18 protein-coding genes are annotated in these 19,240 nt (G+C 72.7%); 8 read left to right on the top strand and 10 right to left on the bottom strand.

What is annotated here, in order from left to right:
• The first annotated feature begins 14 nt into the window (after nt 1–14).
• A complete protein-coding gene (locus tag NYF13_RS29135) occupies nt 15–1,817 on the top strand; it encodes a ricin-type beta-trefoil lectin domain protein (protein WP_315661094.1) in 1,803 nt (600 codons plus the stop codon).
• Nucleotides 1,818–1,973: 156 nt separating this feature from the next.
• On the opposite strand, the gene NYF13_RS29130 is transcribed toward NYF13_RS29135, so the two are convergent.
• The gene (locus NYF13_RS29130) at nt 1,974–2,657 is read right to left on the bottom strand and encodes an NUDIX domain-containing protein (protein WP_315661093.1); all 684 of its coding nucleotides are present in this window, start codon (nt 2,655–2,657) and stop codon (nt 1,974–1,976) included.
• A gap of 83 nt (nt 2,658–2,740) precedes the next feature.
• Between NYF13_RS29130 and NYF13_RS29125 the strand changes: the two genes are divergently transcribed.
• Both NYF13_RS29125 and NYF13_RS29120 read left to right on the top strand, forming a co-directional pair.
• Nucleotides 2,741–3,742 (top strand): SPFH domain-containing protein, encoded by a 1,002-nt coding sequence (locus tag NYF13_RS29125; protein ID WP_315661092.1) that lies wholly within the window; start codon nt 2,741–2,743, stop codon nt 3,740–3,742.
• On the top strand, nt 3,739–4,608 hold the full coding sequence (locus tag NYF13_RS29120; protein WP_315661091.1) for a hypothetical protein: 870 nt from the start codon (nt 3,739–3,741) through the stop codon (nt 4,606–4,608). The genes NYF13_RS29125 and NYF13_RS29120 overlap by 4 nt, the downstream gene beginning before the upstream one ends.
• 16 nt (nt 4,609–4,624) lie before the next feature.
• Here the strand turns inward: NYF13_RS29120 and NYF13_RS29115 are convergent, their stop codons facing one another.
• The 8 genes from NYF13_RS29115 to NYF13_RS29080 all read right to left on the bottom strand — a co-directional run bounded on the left by NYF13_RS29115 (nt 4,625) and on the right by NYF13_RS29080 (nt 13,544).
• Entirely contained in the window at nt 4,625–6,394 is a 1,770-nt protein-coding gene (locus tag NYF13_RS29115) for a choice-of-anchor M domain-containing protein (RefSeq protein WP_315661090.1), read from the bottom strand.
• Nucleotides 6,394–7,887 (bottom strand): choice-of-anchor M domain-containing protein, encoded by a 1,494-nt coding sequence (locus NYF13_RS29110; RefSeq protein WP_315661089.1) that lies wholly within the window; start codon nt 7,885–7,887, stop codon nt 6,394–6,396. The genes NYF13_RS29115 and NYF13_RS29110 overlap by 1 nt, the downstream gene beginning before the upstream one ends.
• 84 nt (nt 7,888–7,971) lie before the next feature.
• Entirely contained in the window at nt 7,972–8,616 is a 645-nt protein-coding gene (locus NYF13_RS29105; RefSeq protein ID WP_315661088.1) for a choice-of-anchor M domain-containing protein, read from the bottom strand.
• Nucleotides 8,617–8,651: 35 nt separating this feature from the next.
• Nucleotides 8,652–9,539 carry an anchored repeat-type ABC transporter permease subunit gene (locus NYF13_RS29100; RefSeq protein ID WP_315661087.1) on the bottom strand — a complete coding sequence of 296 codons (888 nt, stop codon included), beginning with the start codon at nt 9,537–9,539 and terminating at the stop codon, nt 8,652–8,654.
• The gene (locus NYF13_RS29095; protein WP_315661086.1) at nt 9,536–10,288 is read right to left on the bottom strand and encodes an anchored repeat-type ABC transporter ATP-binding subunit; all 753 of its coding nucleotides are present in this window, start codon (nt 10,286–10,288) and stop codon (nt 9,536–9,538) included. Before NYF13_RS29095 ends, NYF13_RS29100 begins: the two co-directional genes overlap by 4 nt.
• Nucleotide 10,289: 1 nt before the next feature.
• Nucleotides 10,290–11,120, bottom strand: a complete 831-nt coding sequence (locus tag NYF13_RS29090; RefSeq protein ID WP_315661085.1) for a choice-of-anchor M domain-containing protein — start codon at nt 11,118–11,120, stop codon at nt 10,290–10,292.
• On the bottom strand, nt 11,117–12,655 hold the full coding sequence (locus NYF13_RS29085; RefSeq protein WP_315661084.1) for an anchored repeat ABC transporter, substrate-binding protein: 1,539 nt from the start codon (nt 12,653–12,655) through the stop codon (nt 11,117–11,119). Before NYF13_RS29085 ends, NYF13_RS29090 begins: the two co-directional genes overlap by 4 nt.
• Before the next feature lie 313 nt (nt 12,656–12,968).
• Entirely contained in the window at nt 12,969–13,544 is a 576-nt protein-coding gene (locus NYF13_RS29080; RefSeq protein ID WP_315661267.1) for a CGNR zinc finger domain-containing protein, read from the bottom strand.
• Between NYF13_RS29080 and NYF13_RS29075 the strand changes: the two genes are divergently transcribed.
• Both NYF13_RS29075 and NYF13_RS29070 read left to right on the top strand, forming a co-directional pair.
• On the top strand, nt 13,449–13,832 hold the full coding sequence (locus NYF13_RS29075) for a hypothetical protein (RefSeq protein WP_315661278.1): 384 nt from the start codon (nt 13,449–13,451) through the stop codon (nt 13,830–13,832). The genes NYF13_RS29080 and NYF13_RS29075 overlap by 96 nt on opposite strands.
• A 197-nt stretch (nt 13,833–14,029) precedes the next feature.
• A complete protein-coding gene (locus tag NYF13_RS29070; RefSeq protein WP_315661083.1) occupies nt 14,030–15,436 on the top strand; it encodes a DUF2867 domain-containing protein in 1,407 nt (468 codons plus the stop codon).
• Between the two features lie 14 nt (nt 15,437–15,450).
• Here the strand turns inward: NYF13_RS29070 and NYF13_RS29065 are convergent, their stop codons facing one another.
• The gene (locus NYF13_RS29065; RefSeq protein ID WP_315661082.1) at nt 15,451–16,689 is read right to left on the bottom strand and encodes a hypothetical protein; all 1,239 of its coding nucleotides are present in this window, start codon (nt 16,687–16,689) and stop codon (nt 15,451–15,453) included.
• A 250-nt stretch (nt 16,690–16,939) separates the two neighbouring features.
• On the opposite strand from NYF13_RS29065, the gene NYF13_RS29060 reads away from it, so the two are divergent.
• From NYF13_RS29060 to NYF13_RS29050, 3 genes are read left to right on the top strand one after another with little or no spacing between them, the layout of a single operon-like run.
• On the top strand, nt 16,940–17,539 hold the full coding sequence (locus NYF13_RS29060) for an NAD(P)H-dependent oxidoreductase (protein WP_315661081.1): 600 nt from the start codon (nt 16,940–16,942) through the stop codon (nt 17,537–17,539).
• A 7-nt stretch (nt 17,540–17,546) separates the two neighbouring features.
• Nucleotides 17,547–19,034, top strand: a complete 1,488-nt coding sequence (locus NYF13_RS29055; protein ID WP_315661080.1) for an FAD-dependent oxidoreductase — start codon at nt 17,547–17,549, stop codon at nt 19,032–19,034.
• Complete coding sequence (locus NYF13_RS29050; RefSeq protein ID WP_315661079.1) at nt 19,031–19,240, top strand: DUF2945 domain-containing protein; 210 nt, start codon at nt 19,031–19,033, stop codon at nt 19,238–19,240. Before NYF13_RS29055 ends, NYF13_RS29050 begins: the two co-directional genes overlap by 4 nt.

The raw sequence follows: 19,240 nt of genomic DNA, 5'->3' as shown, positions 1-19,240 counted from the left end.
AAGGAGTTGGTCCCATGAGATGGCGACACCGGCTGATCCGGCTCGGTTCCGCACTGGCCCTGTCCGCCGCGGGCGTCACGGCGGCGCTGTCCCCCGCCGCCGCCGACCCGGTGGCCGCGAACACCGACACGGCCGTCGGGGTGAAACCGATGATGGGCTTCAACAACTGGGCCCGGTTCACCTGCGGCGCGCAGACCCGGCTGGACGGCACCAGCAGCGGCTACTCCTTCCAGCAGTTCATGCAGGACCAGTCCAAGGCCATGAAGGACACCGGGCTGGTGGCCGCCGGCTACACCAACCTCACCGTCGACGACTGCTGGATGCAGCGCAACTCCTCCGGCTACCTGCACGGCGCGGCCCGATGGGGCTCCAGCAGCCAGCCCGGCTTCGACTCCGAGCTGACCGCGTACGCGAACTACGTGCACAGCCAGGGCATGCTCGCCGGGCTGTACACCACCTCAGGCGTCAACACCTGCCAAGGCGTCGCGGCCGGAATCATGGGCCACGAGCAGGCGGACGCCACTTCGCTGGCCGCCTGGGGGATCGACTCGCTCAAGGTGGACAACTGCGGAACCGACAGCGGCAACCGCCAGGGCGAGCTGACCAAGGTCGCGAACGCGCTGAAGACCGCGACCACCGGCCGCAGCCGCAAGATCCTGCTCAACGAGTCCGCCCCGGCCGGCTTCGGCCCGGACAGCCCGGGCAAGTACGACGCGATGGACTACGTGCGGGGCCTGGGCCAGATGTGGCGGGTCAGCCCCGACATCGCCGTCCGGCACCCCTCGCCGGCGAACGCCTGGGACTGGCCGCACGGCGCGGACTACTACGAGGGCGGCGTCTACCAGAACTTCACCGACACCGTGGCGCTGGCCCGCTACGACGCCCCCGGCGACTTCGGCGACGCCGACATGCTGCTGATCGGCGACAACGGCCAGCTCACCCTGCCCGAGCAGCGCAGCCAGTTCGCGTTGTGGTCGGCGATGGGTTCGCCGCTGGAGATCAGCACCGACGTCCGCAAGCTGGCCGCCGACCCCACCGGGTACGCGCCCCAGCTCGGCATCCTCACCAACAGCGACATCATCGCCGTCGACCAGGACCCGCTGGGGGCGGGCGGCTACCTCGCCGCCCGCGACAACGCCTCCGCCACCTCGGGCATCGACGTCGTGGTCAAGCCGCTGGCCGGCGGCGGCCGGGCGGTGGTCGTGCTGAACAAGAACGCCACCTCCACCACCTACTCCCTCGACCTCGGGCGCGTCGGCTTCGGGAACCTGGGCTGCACCCGCACCGCCCGCAACCTGTGGAGCCACGGGAACCAGAACGTGACGGGCTCGCTCACCGCCACGATCACCGCGCACGACAACGCGATGTACACCATCACGCCCGGCTCGTGCGGCGCGGCCCGGCCCACCGGCCAGATCCAGGCCGCGCAGGCCGATTTCCAGAAGTCCGCGCTCTGCCTGGACGCCTACCGGGGCGCCACCCCCGGGGCCGAGGTCGCGCTGTACGCGTGCACCGGTGGCGGCAACCAGCAGTGGGTCCGGCAGCCGAGCGGGCTGATCTCCTCCTACGCCGCCCCGTCGCTGTGCCTGGCCGCCGACCCCTCCGGGGCCCGGCTCGCCCCCTGCGACGGCTCGGACGTCAAGCAGGTGTGGGCCTACCACCGCTCCGGCCACCTGACCCAGGGCAGCGGCACCTGCCTGGACGTCTACGGCGGCGACGTCGGTGACGCCTCCTCCACCGTCGCCACCTACGCCTGCGGCACCGACCAGCCCAACCAGGCGTGGAGCGCCCCCTTCGGCACCCCGCCCGCCGCCTGAGCGAACAGCACCCGGGCCGCCGCCCAAGGGGTTTTCCCCGGAAGCGGCGGCCCGGCCTCGACGGGAGGCGCGGCATCGCCGACGAGTTGCCCGCCGACCGGCCGTAGCCCGGGCCGTGCTTCTGCGGGAACCCGGCGCGGCGGCGGCGTTCGGCCGTTACGCGGCGGTCCGCAGCATGGGCGGGTGGAGCAGTTCGGCCTTTCCGCGCCGGTAGAGCCGGGCCGGCCGGCCGCCGTCGCGGGTGGTCGTGCGGCCGGTCGGCTCCAGCAGGCCGTCGGCCCCGGTCACCTTCCGGTGGAAGTTGCGCGGGTCGAGCCGGGTGGCCCAGACCAGCTCGTACACCCGGCGCAGCTCCGCCACCGTGAACTCCGGCGGGCAGAACGCCGTCGCCAGCGGCGTGTACTCCAGCTTCGCGCGGGCCCGTTCCAGGCCGTCGGCGAGGATGCGGTCGTGGTCGAACGCCAGGTGCTCGGCGCCCAGCGACCGGACCGGCGCCCACCGGGCCTCCGCCGCGTCCGTGCCCGCGCGCGGCACCGGCAGGTCCGGCGCCAGCGCGAGGTGGGCCACCGTCACCACCCGCATCCGCGGATCGCGGTCCGGTGCGCCGTACCCGGCGAGCTGTTCGATGTGGACGGTCCCCGGCGCCAGCCCCGTCTCCTCCGCCAGCTCCCGGCGGGCCGCGTCCGAAAGGTCCTCGCCCTCGCGGACGAAGCCACCCGGGAGCGCCCACTCCCCCCGGTACGGCTCGATCCCGCGGCGCACCACCAGCGCGCACAGCTCGTCCCCGGTCAGGGTGAGCACGACGAGATCGACGGTGACGGCGAACGGAGGGTGACCCATGCCACCACCCTACCCGGTAATCGTCAGCTTGACGACAAGGCTCGTCCTCCCATATCGTCACCACGACGATAAGAGGAGGGCACATGGCCGACATCAACCGCCGCTTCGGGTTCCGGCACCTGCGGGGCGCCACCACCGTCCACATCCGCCACCACCACCGCGGCCGGCTCGCGCACGACGGCGTGGGGCTGTCGTTCTGGTACCGGCCGCTGACCGCGGTCATCTCCGAGGTCCCCGTCGACGACCGGGAACTGCCGCTGCTGTTCCACGCCCGCACGGCCGACTTCCAGGACGTCACCGTCCAGCTCGCCCTGACCTTCCGGATCGAGGACCCCGGGCTCGCCGCGCAGCGCATCGACTTCTCCATCGACCCGAACACCGGACGCTGGAGGAGCGACCCGCTGGCCCAGATCAGCGGGTTGCTCACCGAGAACGTCCAGCAGTACGCCGTGGAGGTCCTCACCCGCATCGACCTGGCCACCGCGCTGGCCGACGGGGTGAGCGCGGTGCGCGATCGGATCCGCGCGGGGCTGGCCGAGGAGGACACCCGGCTCGCGCAGACCGGCTCGGCCGTCGCCGACGTCCGCGTGGTGGCGATCCGGGCCGAGCCCGAGGTCGAGAAGGCCCTGCAGACGACCGCGCGGGAGAAGGTGCAGCAGGAAGCCGACCGGGCGACCTACGAGCGCCGCGCGCTGGCCGTCGAACGCGAGCGCGCCATCAGCGAAAACGAGCTGCAGAACCAGATCGAGCTGGCCCGCCGGGAGGAGCAGCTGCTCACCCAGCGCGGCGCGAACGCCCGCCGCCAGGCCGAAGAGGCCGCCGCGGCCAACCGGATCGAGACCGAGGCCCAGGCGACGCGCCAGGAGCGCCTGACCCTCGTGGAAGCCGACGGCCGGCGAGCCCTCGGCGAGGCGGACGCCGCCGGTGAAGCCGCGCGGCTGGCGGCCTACCGCGACGTGCCCGAGAGCGTGCTCACCGGGCTGGCGCTCAAGGAGCTGGCCGGCCACCTGCCGCGGATCGACAGCCTCACGGTGACCCCGGACCTGCTCGCCCCGCTGCTGACCAAGCTGGGCGTGCGGTCGTGAGCCTCGCCCCGCGCGTGGTGCTGGTGCACCGGCGCACCGAGCTCGACGAACTGCTGGCCCGGCACGGCACGCGCGGCCAGGCGGAGTTCTTCCTGCGCACGCGCGGGCGCGACCTCGCCGAAGTGTCCGAAGCCGACACCGCCCTGCGCTCGGCGCTCACCGCGGCGTCGGCGGCGATCCCGCTCGACTGGCGCCGCGGCGAGGTCGAACGGGCCGACCTCGACCGGTTCCTGTTCACCCCGGAGGACGTCGTCGTCGCGGTCGGCCAGGACGGGCTGATCGCGAACGTCGCCAAGTACCTCGACGGCCAGCCGGTGATCGGCGTGACCCCCGGCGCGCCCGGGGTGCTGGTCAAGCACCCGGCGGCCGCGGTCGCGGACCTGATCCGCGCCACCGGGGACGTCGAGCACCGGACGATGGCCGAGCTGACCGCGGACGACGGCCAGCGGCTGCTCGCGCTCAACGAGATCTACCTGGGCCACGCCGGGCACCAGACGGCCCGCTACCGGCTGGGGGTCGGTGGCGGGCCGGCGGAACGCCAGGCGTCCTCGGGGATCCTGGTCGGCACGGGCACCGGCGCGACCGGCTGGTGCGGCTCGGTCTGGCGCGAACGCCACAGCGGACTGCGCCTGCCCGCCCCCGGCGAGGCCCGGCTGGTCTGGTTCGTCCGCGAGGCGTGGCCGTCCCCGACGACCGGGACCGGGCACACCGAGGGCGAGCTGACCTCGGCGCCGCTGGCCATCGAGGTCGAATCCGACCGCCTGGTCGCGTTCGGCGACGGCCTGGAGACCGACAGCGTCGCCCTGACGCGGGGCCAGACGGCGACCTTCGTCCCCGCCGCGAAGACCGTCCGCCTGGTCCGATGACCCCACGGCAACGGGGTCACGTCCACGGGTCCCGCCGGTCGGAATGACGCCTTCGCCGGACCAGAGCGAGCAAACCGGTGCCGGCCAGTATCGTGCCCAGGCCCAGTGCGACGAACGTCCCCCGCTCGACGCCGGTCCGGGCGAGACCCCGGTTTTCCGCTCCGGCGTCCCGGGAGACCGGCGCGGAGGGGGTGGGCCCACCGCCGTTCCCGGACGGGCGGGCACTGTCCGAAGTGGACGGATTGGGCCCTGGGGTGACCCCGGGCGGGAACGCGGCCCGCGGGTCGACGTTGCCGACCGCGAAGTGGTAGACCTCGGTGTCGCGCAGGGGCCGCCCGTCCGGGCTCGCGGAGGCGACCGTGAAGTTCAGGTGGTAGAGGCCTTCGGCCGAGAACGCCCAGTTGGCGTGCGCGTGGAGACCGAGGGCCACGTGGACCGACTGGGGCAGCGCCTTCCGGCTGTCGAACACCGTGCTGGCGATACCGCCCGCCGCGTCGTTCTGGAACAGGGCGACGCTACCGGGGCCTTCGATCGAGTCCAGGCTCCAGTCGACACCGGCGGGCACCCGGTCCGGGGCCAGGGCCTCCGTGCTCCAGCCCGCCCACACGATCCCCGGGTCTTGCGTCTGCGGGATCAGCCACACCGGCGCACCGGCTCGGCCGAGGAAGGCGAACACCGGATCGTCGGGCACGGTCTGCCGGGCGGCGGGCCGGACGTGGAACACCGTGCGGTCCGGGGACCGCCAGGCCGGTTCGGGCACCCCCGCGCCGCCGAGGCCGGTGCTGTCCTTGATGTCCACGCGCAGCCGGCCATCCGAGGCGAGGCGCGGGGCGACGGCGTCCACGTGCCCCGAGTCGAGCACGATCGCCGCCGGTTCGAGGTCGTCCCGGGGGGCGCCGGGCTTCGTCGAGGGGGCCGGGGTGCTCGGGGTGCTCGATGGACCCGACGATGAGGTCGGCTGGGTCGGCGCAGTCGGCGAGGTCGGCGCAGTGGACGAGGTCGGGGGTGGGGTCCCGTCCCCGGGGGCGACGCCCGAAGGGTCGACGTCGCCGACCGCCAAGGCGAGCGTCACCGTGTCGCTCACGGGCGTGGAGTCGGTGAGGGCCCCGGCCACGGTGAAGGTCATCCGGTACACCCCCTGCGCGCTGAAGGTCCAGTTCACGTGGCTGTGCGTGAACACCGCCATCGGCGTGCTCTGCGGTAGTGGTTTCGCGCCGTCGAGCAGCATCCGGGGCCCCGCCCCGAAGGTGGCGTTCATCCACAGCGCCGCGACGCCGGGACCGTCGACGGCGTCGAGGCGCCAGTCGAGGTGGTCGCCGGCGAACTGCGCGTGGCCGGGCGGATCGATCACCTCGGTGCTCCAGCCCGCCCACACGGTGGTGGCCAGTTCGGTCTCCTGCTGCCGGATGGTCCACAGCGTCTGCCCGGGGGTACCGATCTCGGCGAAGTCCGGGCGATCCGGGACCGTGAACGTGGTCTGGGGCCGCACGTGCAGCACCAGGTCTTCGGGATCGCGCCACTTCACCGGCGCGCCCGGCACCGAGCCGTCCTTGGACTCGATCCGCAGCGAGCGGCCGTCGAGCACGGGGGCCAGGACGTCGATGTGGCCGTGGTCGAGCACGAACTTCGTGCCGGAGGGCACCGTCTCGCCGACCCCTCCGGGGGCGATGGGGTCCGGCCGGGCCGCGGCGGCCACCGGTCCCCCGCCCAGCGCGAGCACACCGGTGATCAGCAGAAGCGTCAGGATTCCGGCGAACAGTCCGGAGGGACCGCCCCGGGCGCGCATCAGCGGACCCCGCCCCGGTGGGCGCGGCGGCGGTTCGCGAAGAGCACGAGCCCGGCGCCGCCACCGAGCAGGACCCCGGCCGCACCGAGGGGCAGGAGCACGCCCACCCCGGTTCGGGCGAGCGCGGGGTGGGCGGACTCGGCCGGGCCGGAACCGGTCCGCGGCTGGGCCTGCGCACCACCCGGGCTGTCCGGGCCGCCCGGACGCGTGCCGGACTCGAACGCACGGGCCGGATCGGCGTTCCCCACGGCGAAGCCGTAGGTCTGGGTGTCGGTGTAGGTGCCACCATCCGCCGCTCGCGCGGTGAGGGTGAAGGTCAGGCGGTAGATGCCGTCCTTCGGGAAGATCCAGTTGGCGTGGGCGTGCGTGGCCAGCGGTACCGGCATGGTCGTCGGCGTGCCGGGAGAGTTGCCCAGGAGCAGCTTCTCGTCGCCGAAGGTGCCCGTGGTGAAGATCGCCACGGGCGCGGGGCCTTCGACCGCGGTGAGCGCATATGTCACCGGGCCCGCGATCTGCCGCGCAGTCAGCGCTTCGGTGCTCCAGCCCGCCCAGACCACCCCGTCCTGCTGAACCTGGGGAATGAGGTAGACGAGATCGCCCGGCCGCCCGGCGAACGCGAGCTGGTCCCGGCCGGGCAACGGGAACCGCGCGGCCGGGCGCACCTGGAACACCACGTCCGCCGGACGCCGCCAGGTCACCTTCCTGGCCTGGGTACCGTCCTTGACCTGGATCTGGAACTTGCCGTCCACCAGCCGCGGGGCCAGCGCGTCGACGTGACCTTCGCCGAGCACCACCCGGCCGGACGCGGTGTCTCCGGTGGGCGTGCCCGGCTCCCGGACCTGCGGCGCTCCGGCGGCCACCGCCGCGCGCGCCGGGGCCGGCCCGGGCACCGGCTCTTCACCGGTGGTGGTGGGGGTCGGCGACGGGGCCAGTGTGGACGGGGCCTGCATGTCGGCGATGTCGGCGGTGTAGACCGCCGGTGTGACCACCGAACGGCCCGAGCCGAGCGTGGCCGCCACGCTGAACGCGACCCGGTACCGGCCGGGGGTGTCGAAGACCCAGCCGAAGTCCCCCTGCGATCCGGCGGGCATGGCGTAGGTCTGCGGTCCGCCGATCTTCGCGGCGGCGCTGTCGAAGCGGGTCACGACCTGGTCGCCGTCGCCGGTGTAGGCCAGGAATCGGCCCGGTCCCTGCACGGAGTCGAGCGTCCAGCGCACTTCCGGGGCGTTCGCGGGCAGGTCCGTGGTGTCCCAGCCGGGCAGCCCGCCCGCGCCGTCGGTCACCGCGGTCCACGCCCGGGCGTGCAGCACGACACCGGCGGGATCCACCCCGTCGGTGACCCGGACGCGCACGGCGCTGTCGTCGACGGTCACCACCGCGAGCTGGGCGAGGGGCGCCCCCGGCGGGGAAGACGGGGCGGCAGCCGGGCCCGCACCGGCCGGGCCGAGCGCGAGCGCGAGCACGCCGCAGAGGGTTCCGCTGAGAGCAGTCATGTCCTGTCCTTGACGGGGGTGGGCGCCGTGCGGCCCGGAAGGATCCGGGCCGCACGGGCTTCTTCGACGGCGGTGGTCCGCCGCTCAGGCGTCGACCTTGAAGGTGTAGGTGGCCGGCCCGGAGTCGACCGCCGTCCCGTCGGACCGGGTGGCGGTGACGTCGAAGGTGAGGGTGTAGGTGCCGGCGGCGGTGAAGGCCCAGTTCGTGTGGTGGTGGTCGCCGGCGTGGACGGTGTGCACGTCGGGCAGCCCGTCGCCGCTGTGGTAGAGCACGGTCGGCGAACCGGCGGCATCGGTGTCGAACACCGAAACCCGGCCGGGCCCGGTGGCCCGGGTGAGCGCGAAGTCGAGCTTGTCGCCGGCGAAGGTGCCCGCCTGGACGTTCTCCGCGCTCAGCCCGGCGAACAGGACACCGGCCCGCTGGTCCTGCGGGAGCACCCACACCGGGCTGCCCGCGGTCCCGAGGAACCGGTACGCCGCGGCCGAGGGCACCGTGGTCTTGGTGCCCGGCACGGCCTCGAGGACCACCGCGGCCGGGTCCCGGTCCACCGCCGGGTCCACCGTGTGGTCGTGCAGGTGGACTTCGAGCGCGCCGTCCTCGTACTCGGCCTCGACCACGTCGACGTGGCCGGAGGAGATCACGACCGGAGCGGCCTGCGCGATGGTCGCTCCGCCGAGCACGGTCACGGCCGTGACCGCGGCCACCTGGACAACCCGGGTCAATCGCATGATGAATTTCCTTTCTCTGGGTGGGAAAAACGGTTTCACGGAGCCTCGGGAACCGGCGCCGGCGAAGCCCGGCGGGTGCGCGTTCTCAGCTTCGCCAGCAGTCCGTGCCGCGGCGCGAAGAACCAGCACAGCAGGAACACCGCGGTGACCGTGAGGACGATGAGCCCGCCCGCGGCGAGATCCCAGCGGTAGGACAGGTAGAGCCCGGCCACCGAACTGCCCGCACCGATCACGGGGGCGAGCAGCATCATCACGCCCAGCCGGTCGGTCAGCAGCCGGGCCGCGCCGGCCGGGGTGATCAGCAGGGCCAGCACGAGCACGTTCCCCACGGCCTGCAGGGAGATCACGATCGCGAGCGTGACCATGGTGTAGAGCGCGATGTCCAGCCAGAGCACCGGCAGCCCCAGCGCCCGGGCCTGTTCGCGGTCGACGCTGGCGGCGACCAGCTTGGTGTGCAGCAGCGCGGCGAGCGCCAGCAGCACCACCCCGACCACGGCCACGTTGCGCACGTCGCCGTCGCTGATGCCGAGGATCGAGCCGAACAGGAAGGATTCGAGCGAACCGCTGTAGCCGGGGGCGGTGGACAGCACCACGATGCCCAGCCCGAACGCGGCGGCGAAGAAGATCCCGATCACCGAGTCCTCCTTGAGCCGCCGGTTCTGGGAGACCACCGCGACCAGCAGGGCGGTCAGCAGGCCCGCGACCGCGCCGCCCACGACGAGGTCGAAGCCGGACACGAACGCGACCGCGACGCCGGGGAACACCGAGTGCGCGACCGCGTCGCCGATGAACGCCATCCCGCGCAGCACGACGTGGCTGCCGATCACCCCGCACACGACGCCCGACATCAGGGCGACCTGCAGGGCCCGGCGCCAGAAGTCGTAGGCCCAGGGCTCGGTGAGGAAATCCAGCACCCCGTTCACGCCGTACCGCCCAGGATGCGCAGCAAGTGCTCGGACCGGGCCAGGCCGAAGGCGCGCAGCCACACGTCGGCGTCGGCGAGCCGGGCCGGCGCGTCGTCGGCGATGACGGTGCGGTTCAGCAGGCACAACCGGGTGCACAGGCCCGCGGCCGCGGCCAGGTCGTGCGTGGTCATCAGCAGGGCGGTCCCCTCGGTGCGCAGGTGTGAAAGGAGTTCGGTGAGCGCGTCCTGGGTGGGCACGTCGATCCCGGTGAACGGCTCGTCGAGCAGCAGCAGCCGGGGCCGCATGGCCAGGGCCCGGGCCACGAGGACCCGTTGCCGCTGCCCGCCGGAGAGCTCACCGACCGGCCGGGTGGCGAGCTCGGCCAGGCCCACGCGCCGCAGCGCGTCCCGCACGGCTTCGCGATCTTCGCGGCCCGCGGGCCGGCCCCAGCGCCGCCGGTGCGCCCGGCCGGTCAGGACCGCCTTCTCCACCGAAATCGGGAAGTCCCAGGCGAACTCGTGCCGCTGCGGGACGTAGCCGACGGTGCCGCGCGCCTGCGCGGGGGCCCGGCCGCCGACGCGGAGCCGGCCCGAGCGCGCCGGTTGCAGGGCCAGGATCGTGCGCAGGAGGGTGGTCTTCCCGGCTCCGTTCGGCCCGATGAGCCCGACCAGTTCGCCCTCGTCCAGCTCGAGGTCGACGTCGTGCAGGACCAGCCGGCCACCGAGTTCGACCGAGACGCCGCCGAGCGCCAGTGGCGGTCCGGCCATCTCAGCCCACCTCCGCTCGCCGCGCCCGGCGCCGGACCAGGAGCACCACGAGGGCTCCGAGGCCCGAGGCCACCACCAGCGCGCCGATGGCCCAGACCAGGATCGGGGCACCCCCGGGGGCCTGATTCGCCCCGGCGGGCGGGGCCACGGCGAAGGCCGAGGCCGGGTCCCCGTCCCCGAGGTGGATCCGCAGCACGCGGTCGTCGCTCACCCGCCCGCCGTCCACGGTGAGCGCACTCATCTCGAGGCCGAGCAGGTAGGTTCCCGCCGCGCCGAAGGCCCAGTTGCCGTGCACGTGGCTGCCGGCTTCGATGCCGGTCTCCTGCGGCAGCGGTTTCCGCGAGTCGAACACCACCCGCGGCGCCCCGAACGCGCCGGTGAGGAACAGCGAGAACGAACCGGGGCCCTGGACCGAGCGCAGGCGCCAGGTCACCTCGCGGCCGACCTTGGCCGTGGTCCCCGGGTCCTGGGTGTTCCAGCCCGGCCACACCGTGCCCGCGCGCTGGGTCTGCGGCAGCAGCCACACCGGACTTCCCGGTGCGCCGAGGAAGGCGTACTCCCCGCCCTGGGGCACTTCGGCCCGCGCGCCCGCACCCGCGTGCAGAACCACGTCTTCGAGGTGGCGCCACACCGGCGCGGCACCGGTGTCGTCGCGGATCTCGATCGTCCAGGCACCGGCGGCGAACCGCGGGCCCAGGTCGACGTGGCCGTCCGCGACCACCACGCGGCCCGGCGGGGCGTCGGCGGCGGTTTCCTGCGCCGCGGCGGGAGCGGACGACGCCAGGGCGGCGGCCACTGCGGTGAGGGCGATCCATCGCCCGGGGCGCTTCATCGGGTTCCTCCCAGGCAGCGGGCCAGCTCGTCGGCGTTGTGCCGCATCATGGCGAGGTAGGTGCGGGTGTTCGCGTCGAAGGCGTCGCCGTAGAGCGAGCACACCTGCGCGCCGAGGTCGTGGGCGACCTGGATCAGCGTCGAGGCCCGTTGCGCCAGGTTGGGTTCGGTGAACACCGCGGGCACGTGCAGGTTCCGGATGGTCTCGGTCAGCTTGCGGACGTCCGCCACGCTCGGCTCCTGCGCCGGGTTGGGCACCACGAAGCCGGCGATCTTCAAGCCGTAGGCGTCGGCGAGGTAGCCGAACGCGTCGTGGGTCGTCACCAGTTGCCGGTTCCCCGGCGGGATGGTGGCGATGGTGCGGGTCAGGTAACCGTCGAGGTCGTCGAGCTGCCGCCGGTACCCGGCGGTGTTGCGGTCGTAGACCTCGGCGCCTGCGGGGTCGACCTTCTTCAGCGTGTCGCGGATCAGCTGGGCGTAGGCCGCGACGTTCTGCGCGTCCTGCCACAGGTGCGGGTCGATCTCACCGTGCACGTGCTTGCCCAGAACCGCTTGGGGCAGTTGGAAGATCCGCGCGCCCGGGGCACCGAGGAACGCGTACCGCGGATCGCCGGGAACCTGGTCGATCGCCTTGTTCGGCACCTCGATCACGGCGTCCGGCGCCGCGATCTCCTCCTGCGTGGTGCCGCCGGTGGCGTCGTTGAAGGTGTAGAGCCGGCCCTGGTCCAGATCCACGGTCAGGTCGGTGTGCCCCCGGTCGAGAACGCGCCGGCCCGGCGCCGCGGTCTGGGGATCGACTCCGACGGCGAAGGTGAAAGTGGCCTGTCCCAGCGGTTTCGGCGCACCGGCGGGCTCGTCGAGCTGAGCGCGCAGGGTCAGCTGGTACAGCCCCGGCGCGCTGAACGCCCAGTTGAGGTGGGTGTGGGCCGCGGGCGGCAGCGTCGTCGAATCACGCCCGTCGAAGCCGTCGGCCGAGGAGAAGTACACGTCCGGTTGTCCCAGCGACTCCGTCAGGTACGCGGTCAGGGAGCCCGGACCCTCCAGTGCGGTCGCGAAGAGCCGGATCTCCGAGGTGCGCGTGGCGCCGAACCGCGCGCCTTCGCCGCGCACCCGCAGCCCGAGCCACAGCACGTCCAGCCCGACGTTCTCCACCAGCGGGATCACGTGCGCCCCGTAGGATTCCGAGTCCTCGGCCAGCGACACGTTCGGCGTGCCTTCGCGGGCGTTGGCGTCGACCGCCTTGATGAGGCGCTGTTCCTCCAGCAGCAGGTGGTTGGTGAACGTGACGTCGGCCTGCGCCACCCGTTTCGCGTCCGCCGGGGTCGGCTCGTAGGAGTGCGGATCCCCACCGGCGGGGACGATCGAGCCGACCCGCACCCGGTCACCGCCCACGGCCTGGACCAGGTCGGCCAGGATGCCGGTCGTCGTCACCACCCGGATCCCGCCGCCGGATCGCGCCACCGGCGCGCATCCGCTCACGACCAGCACCATCGCCACGCACGCCCCCAGGGCGCGTGCGACCGCACGCTCACGCATCGAAACCTTCCCGCCGAACCGGTGTACCGAGGATTGAGCGGCACCTTCCACCCAGCCGCGCTGGGCGCGCCCAAAACGAACCTAATGGACATGATAATGATTATCAATATCAAAAGAGTGATACTCGGTGGCTTCCGGTGACATCAGCACCTGCACATGAGCGAATGAGAACGAGCTTCGTGCGGAATCGTCCGCAGCGGGCATGGCTCACCGCAGGCGTCTTCGTTCGACCGCGGCGAACCGCTCCGGCGAGCCTCATCCAGGCGAAAGCCCGGTCGTGCGGCCCCGGCCCGTCACCCCCGAGCGGACTCGGTCAGCCCCGCCGGCGGGCGCGGAAAGCCGCCGCCTTGACCCGGTTCTGGCAGGCGGTAGAGCAGAACCGCTTGGTGCCGTTGCGGGAGGTGTCGACGAACACCCGGTCGCAGGCGGACGCGGTGCACACCCCGAGGCGGTCGGACACCGGGTTGCCCAGCACCACCGCGAGAGCGGTCGCCATCGATGCGGCCCAGCTGCGGGCCCAGTCCTCCCCCGCGGCGTGGAAGTGCAGGTGCCACGGCTCGTCGTCGTGCCGGGTGAGCACCGGGGCCGCCCGGGTGTCCCGCAGCAGCGCGTTGACGCGCTCGCAGGCATCGTCGATCCGCCCGGCGTCCACCGCGGTGAACACCGAACGCAGCCGATCGGCGTACTCCCGCAGCCGAGATCGGCGAGGTGCGTCGGGGGCCGCAGCCGCGCTGGAGGGCGGGCCCCATCCGGTCGTCGTCGATCTCGGCTGCGGTCCGGGCCCCCTGGCCGGTTGCGCCAGCGGCTCCCCTCGGCCACGGTCATCGGCATCGACTCGGATCCGCTGCTGCCCGGCCTGGCCCGCGCCTGCTACGGATCGGCCGCCCAATGGGTCGAGGCCGATCTCGGCGGGCCCAGTGCCACGGACGAATGGCGCCAGTGGTGGGACGCGATCGTTGCCGACCCCCACTTCACCCAGCTCGCCCAAGCCCGCGCAGACCGCATCGCCGAACGAGAATCCGCTGCGGCCCAAGCGGAATCCCCGGCCGAGCCCAGCCACCACGGCAACGGCCTCACCGTCGGCGAGCACATCGAACTGCTCAAGTCAGCCGGGTTCGCTGCCGTGGCCCCGCTGTGGCAGGTCGGCGACGACCACCTGCTGGCCGCCCGCCGCTAGCCGCTGCCCCGGCGAGCTGGCCCACTGCGGACCGCTCCGCTCGGACGGGGGGAACCGGCTCCGCGCACTCACCGGTTCCGGTGGTTTCGCCCGGCGAATCGCCGATGCACCTGGCCCGAATCGAACCGCACGAGCGAGAACGCCGAGAACCGGATCTTCATCGCGCGGCGGGCCACTTCGAAGGTTAGATTTGCATCGTGGATGCATCGAAGCGGGACCAGGCGGCGGGGGTCCGGTGTGTCGTCCTCGGCGCGTCGGGGTTCATCGGCGCGCACCTCACCGCCGACCTGCTCTCCGCCGGGCACCGCGTGCGGGTGCTGAGCCGGTCCGGGGAACACCGGTTCCCCCCTGGCGTCGAGGTGGTGCCGGGAGACGCGACGGACACCGAAGCGCTTCGAGCGGTCGTCCGGGACGCAGACGTCGTGTTCCACCTGATCCACTCGTTGAGCGAGCGTGATTTCGCCGAACGAGACCGCCTGATCGCGGCCGGCCTCTGCGCCGCCGCCGCGGAGGCGGGCGTCGGCCAGATCGTCTACCTCAGCGGGCCACGTCCGATCGGCCGGACCTCGCCGCACCTCGCTTCACGCTCGGAAGTCGCCGACATCCTCCTCTCCGGCGAGGTGCCCGCCGCGATCCTGCAAGCGTCGTTGATCGTGGGCGAGGGCTCGACCGGGATCGAGGTGCTGGCCCGGATCGCGCGGCTCCCGGTGGTGCCGTGTCCGGCCTGGATGCGGCACCGCAGCAGGCCGGTGGCCCTCGCCGACGTGCGCCACTACCTGCGGGCCGTGGTGGACGCGGTCCCGGTCCGCGGCCGGCTCGACCTCAGCGGCCCGGAGCCGGTCACCTACCGTGAGCTGGTGCGGCGGTGCGCCCGCGTGCTGCGCCGCCCGGTGCCCGTCATGCCGCCGGCGGTGCTGTGGTCCCACAGCCTGGCCGCCCGGGCCACCGAACTGTTCACCCCGGTGTCCAAGGGCGTCGCGGCGCCTCTGTTCGCTTCGCTCGAGCACGACCTGCTCCCCGTGGACACGGCGGCCGAAACGATTCTCCCCCACCCTCCGGGTGGCTCGCCGACTCTCGACAACGCGCTGCGTGAAGCGCTTTCCTCGCCGGTTCGGCCGCCTTCGGAAGGACCGGCCCACTACGGCAAGCACACCCTCCGCACGCCGGTCAGCGCCGACCGCGTCTGGCAGTCGATCGTCGGATTGGGCGGCCACCGCCAACCGTTCGCACCGGCCACCGCCTGGGCCTTGCGCGGACTGCTCGACCAGCTCATCGGCGGCGCCGGGCTGTACCGCGGCCGCCCCGAGCACCTCCGGCCCGGCGACGTGGTGGATTTCTGGACCGTGCGCAGCCGTGACGATCAGCGCCGGGAACTGGTCCTGACCGCCGACATGCAGCTCCCGGGAACCGTGGAGCTGACCCTGCGGGCGGAGCCGGCGCAGGACGGGACCGCATTCGAGCAGACCGTCCGCTTCACCCCGGCGGGCACCCTCGGCACCGCTTACTGGTATCTGCAGAAACCCCTGCACGACCTGGTTTTCGCGCAGCTCGCCCGATCGATCGTCGACACCGCCGAGCACTCGCGCGCCGGACAAAGCGTGTAGCCGCCCGGGGTCACTCAGTCGTGCCAGACCCCGGCATCGGTGATGTAGGCGCCGGTGCCGGCCCACTCGTGGTCCGGATCGATGACGTCGAACTGCTTCTTGTCCGCGTTCCACCGCGCGAACAGGGGAAACCGAGCGGAGTCGTGGGACCGGTAGGCCATCACGATCTCGTTGACCTTCTGCACCGCCCCGTCCTTGAGGATGACGCTGTGCTCCAGGGCGTTCGTCCGGCGGGCGGCGAGGTCGGTCTCGTCGGCCATGGTCTCCTCCTCGCCCTTGCGGTGGGCGCGGCCGGTGACTCCGTAGCGGATCTGGGCCGGCTCATCGGGGCTCGCGCTGACGTCGAACAGCGTGGTGTGCATGTCACTGCCCTGGGCGTACTTGACCCGCGTCAGCTTGCTGCGCATGTCGCCGAGGGCCTTGGCATCCGGTGCCTCCAGGTTCGCGATGGCGTGGAAGATCTGCAGATCCTCCTCGGCCGGCACCGGCATGAACACCACGATGGAGTTCTTGTACGGTTTGAGCTGGGCGAGGATCGAGGACGGGGTCTTGGTGCCGTCCAGCAGGGACGCGCTCAGGTCGTGCAGTCCCTTCTCGTTCTTCTGGCTCGCCCCGGTCTCCGGGTCGTGGAAGTTGCCCGGCTTCATCCGTTCCCCGATGCCGGTGGCCCCCCGGTCGAGGAAGATCGTGCGGTCCCGCCGGGCATCGGTGCGGGCGTGCTTGTTGCGGACGGTGAACTCCCCGCCCATGGTCTGGGTCGACCCGATCTGACGGGCCGACATGCGGTTGGCGCCGAAGGCGCTCGACCAGGTCTCCTCCTTCTCGGCCGCTTTCACCGCCTTCCACCAGGCCTTGATCCGGCCGGCCCGGGCGCTCCAGGTGTCACCGTCGCCCCCCAGCTTGGCCCGGCCCTGCCGGAGCAGCCGGTCTTCGGTGGCCGTTTGCTTGGCCCGGCGCTCCTCGGCCTTGCGAGCCTGCTCGGCGATCCACCCCGGGTCGTTCCGGTTTTCGATCTCCCGGTCGAGTTTGGCGAGGTCCGACGCCGGGATGTAGGTGGGCTTGCCGCGCCCAAGGACCTCCCGGAGGGCGACGAGCTGCTCCAGGGCGAAGTCGGCCGTCGAGGCCTTGTACTGCTTGACCATGAGTTCGGTGAGGGGGTCCTTCTTCTCGTCCCCGGTCGTCACCAGGTCCGAGTAGGCCTTCTGGTCGGCGTCCTCGACGCCCCGGCCCCAAGCCGCTCCGCTGATCTGCATCCGCGCGTCTCCCACGATGTCGATGCCCCTGTACCCGCAGGCGATGTCGCTCGCCCTCCGTTCCCCGTTACAGAGCCGATTTCCCCGCCGTCACCCACTCCTCGTTCCGGTGACACCGCGTGAGCCGCCCGGGGTTCGTCCCACGGAACGGGCGGACCGGGCCGGGTCCCGGTTTGCCGGGGCGCGCGAGGGGTAGCCGGATGAGCGGGTGGTCGTTTCGATGCCACCGCCACCGAATCGGGAGACGTCCATGCGTGTACTGGCCCTGGTCTGCACCCTCAAGCCCACGCCCGCGAAGTCCAGCAGCGAGCTGATCGCCGGGCAGTTGCTCGAGCTGTTCGCCCGGCACGGCGTCGACGGCGAGAGCGTGCGCGTGGTCGATCACGACGTCCGGCCCGGGGTGGAGGCCGACATGGGCCACGGTGACGAGTGGCCCGGCATCCGCCGCCGGATCGCCGCGGCGGACATCCTGCTGGTGGCCACGCCCACCTGGGTCGGGCACATGTCCAGCGTGGCCCAGCGGGTGCTCGAACGGCTCGACGCCGAACTGTCCGAAAGCGACAGTGAGGGCCGGCCGGCCATGTTCGGCAAGGTCGCCGTCGCCGCGGCCGTCGGCAACGAGGACGGCGCGCACAAGATCATCGCCGATCTGTTCCAGGCCCTCAACGACACCGGCTTCACCATTCCGGCCCAGGGCGGCACCTACTGGAACGGCGAAGCCATGCAGGGCGGCGACTACAACGACCTCGACGAAACCCCCGAGACCGTCGCCTCCACCAACGCCACCCTGGTCCGCAACGCCGTCCACCTCGCCCGGTTGCTCCACGACGCCCAGTACCCGGCAGCCTGAGCCTTCGATGACGACCACCGCCGAGCAGTCGTTGTGGCTGGCCACCGCCCGTGAGAGCAGGCGGGCGCCGTTGCGCGGCCGCGAAGAAGCCGACGTCGCCGTCCTCGGCGGCGGGATCGCGGGGGTGACCACGGCACTGGTGCTCGCTCGGCGAGGTGTCGACGTCGCCGTCGTGGAGGCCGGACGCATCGCCGCAGGCGCGACCGGCAACAACACGGCCAAGGTCACCGCTCTGCAGTCCACCATCTATTCGACCCTGACCCGCGAACACGGCCCGGAGACCGCGTCCGCCTACGCGCGGGCCGCGCAGTCCGGGGTGGAGCTGGTCGGGCGGCTCGCGGAGCCGCTCGGCTGCGGTCTGCGTCGCGCGCCGGCCACCACGTTCGCGCTCACCGCCGGGGAGCAGGCCGCGGTGCGAGACGAGTACGAGTCGGCGGCGCGGGCGGGATTGCCGGTCGAACGGGTCACCTCGCTCGACCTGCCGGTGCCGGTGCACGGCGCGGTCCGGCTGCCCGGGCAGCTCGCCCTGCACCCCGCCGATTACGTCCGCGGCCTCGCCGGAGCCGTCGAGGCCGAGGGCGGCCGGGTGTTCGAAGACAGCCGGGTCCGGCACGTCAGCACCACGGGGCCCTACCGCGTCCACACCGACGACGGAGTGCTCAAAGCCGGCACCCTCGTCGTGGCCACCCACTACCCGATCCTGGACCGGGGGGTGTTCTTCCCGCGGCTGAAGGTGCAGCGGTCCTACTGCGTCGCGGCGACGCTGCGGACAGGTGCTCCGCCCGGTGAACTGGCGATCAGCGCGGGCAGCCCGCTGTGGTCGTTCGCCGCGCACGGAGGCCGGCTCATCCTCGGCGGGCAGGGCCACCCCGCGGGCGAGCGGGCCGGATTCGGCCGGTACCTGGCGCTGGACGAGTTCGCTTCGCGGCATTTCGACGTCGAAGAAGTCACGCACCGCTGGTCCGCACAGGACGCGGTGGTCTACGACGGCATCCCGCTCGCCGGTCCGTACCTTCCCGGCGCACGCCGGCTGTGGGTGGCCGCTGGGTTCGGCAAGTGGGGGCTGGCGATGGGGACCGTGGCGGCCGAGGTGGTCGCGGACGGCATCACCGGCTCGGACAATCCGTACCGGGACCTGTTCGCCCCGCACCGGGTCTCGCTGCGGTCGGCACCGAAGCTGGTGCGGCAGAACACCGAGGTCGCCAAGGACCTGATCGGCGACCGGCTGGTCCCGGCCGAGGCGCGCGACAGCGGCGAAATCCCCGCCGGTGAAGCCCGCGTGCTGCCGGACGGGTTCGGTCGCAAGGGCGTGTACCGGGACCGGGCGGGAGAACTGCACGGAGTCTCTCTGCGCTGCACGCACCTCGGCTGTTTCGTGCGCTTCAACGCGGCCGAACGCAGCTGGGACTGCCCGTGCCACGGCTCCCGGTTCGACATCGACGGCACGGTGCTGGAAGGCCCGGCCACCCGGCCACTACCGAGGAGGAAACCATGACCAAGGAATTCCGCAAGGGCGACCACGTCAAGTGGGACGCGGGCAACGAAAGCTCCACCGGTACCGTGGAGGAGAAGATCACCACCGACACCCACGCGGGCGGGCGCAAGGTGAAAGCCTCCCCCGAGGACCCGCAGTACCTGGTGCGCAGCGACAAGTCCGGGCGCACCGCGGTGCACCGGCCGGACAAGATCCACCCGGCCTGA

The organism is Amycolatopsis sp. PS_44_ISF1 (assembly GCF_032335455.1).
Taxonomy (GTDB): Bacteria; Actinomycetota; Actinomycetes; order Mycobacteriales; family Pseudonocardiaceae; genus Amycolatopsis.
This window is presented reverse-complemented; position numbering and strand designations above follow the sequence as displayed.

Coding starts and splice junctions, on each gene's coding strand:
- NYF13_RS29110 (WP_315661089.1), bottom strand. CDS start 7,887: ATGACTGCTCTCAGCGGAACCCTCTGCGGCGTGCTCGCGCTCGCGCTC.
- NYF13_RS29060 (WP_315661081.1), top strand. CDS start 16,940: ATGCGTGTACTGGCCCTGGTCTGCACCCTCAAGCCCACGCCCGCGAAG.
- NYF13_RS29130 (WP_315661093.1), bottom strand. CDS start 2,657: ATGGGTCACCCTCCGTTCGCCGTCACCGTCGATCTCGTCGTGCTCACC.
- NYF13_RS29135 (WP_315661094.1), top strand. CDS start 15: ATGAGATGGCGACACCGGCTGATCCGGCTCGGTTCCGCACTGGCCCTG.
- NYF13_RS29065 (WP_315661082.1), bottom strand. CDS start 16,689: ATGCAGATCAGCGGAGCGGCTTGGGGCCGGGGCGTCGAGGACGCCGAC.
- NYF13_RS29095 (WP_315661086.1), bottom strand. CDS start 10,288: ATGGCCGGACCGCCACTGGCGCTCGGCGGCGTCTCGGTCGAACTCGGT.
- NYF13_RS29090 (WP_315661085.1), bottom strand. CDS start 11,120: ATGAAGCGCCCCGGGCGATGGATCGCCCTCACCGCAGTGGCCGCCGCC.
- NYF13_RS29085 (WP_315661084.1), bottom strand. CDS start 12,655: ATGCGTGAGCGTGCGGTCGCACGCGCCCTGGGGGCGTGCGTGGCGATG.
- NYF13_RS29055 (WP_315661080.1), top strand. CDS start 17,547: ATGACGACCACCGCCGAGCAGTCGTTGTGGCTGGCCACCGCCCGTGAG.
- NYF13_RS29050 (WP_315661079.1), top strand. CDS start 19,031: ATGACCAAGGAATTCCGCAAGGGCGACCACGTCAAGTGGGACGCGGGC.
- NYF13_RS29105 (WP_315661088.1), bottom strand. CDS start 8,616: ATGCGATTGACCCGGGTTGTCCAGGTGGCCGCGGTCACGGCCGTGACC.
- NYF13_RS29125 (WP_315661092.1), top strand. CDS start 2,741: ATGGCCGACATCAACCGCCGCTTCGGGTTCCGGCACCTGCGGGGCGCC.
- NYF13_RS29115 (WP_315661090.1), bottom strand. CDS start 6,394: ATGCGCGCCCGGGGCGGTCCCTCCGGACTGTTCGCCGGAATCCTGACG.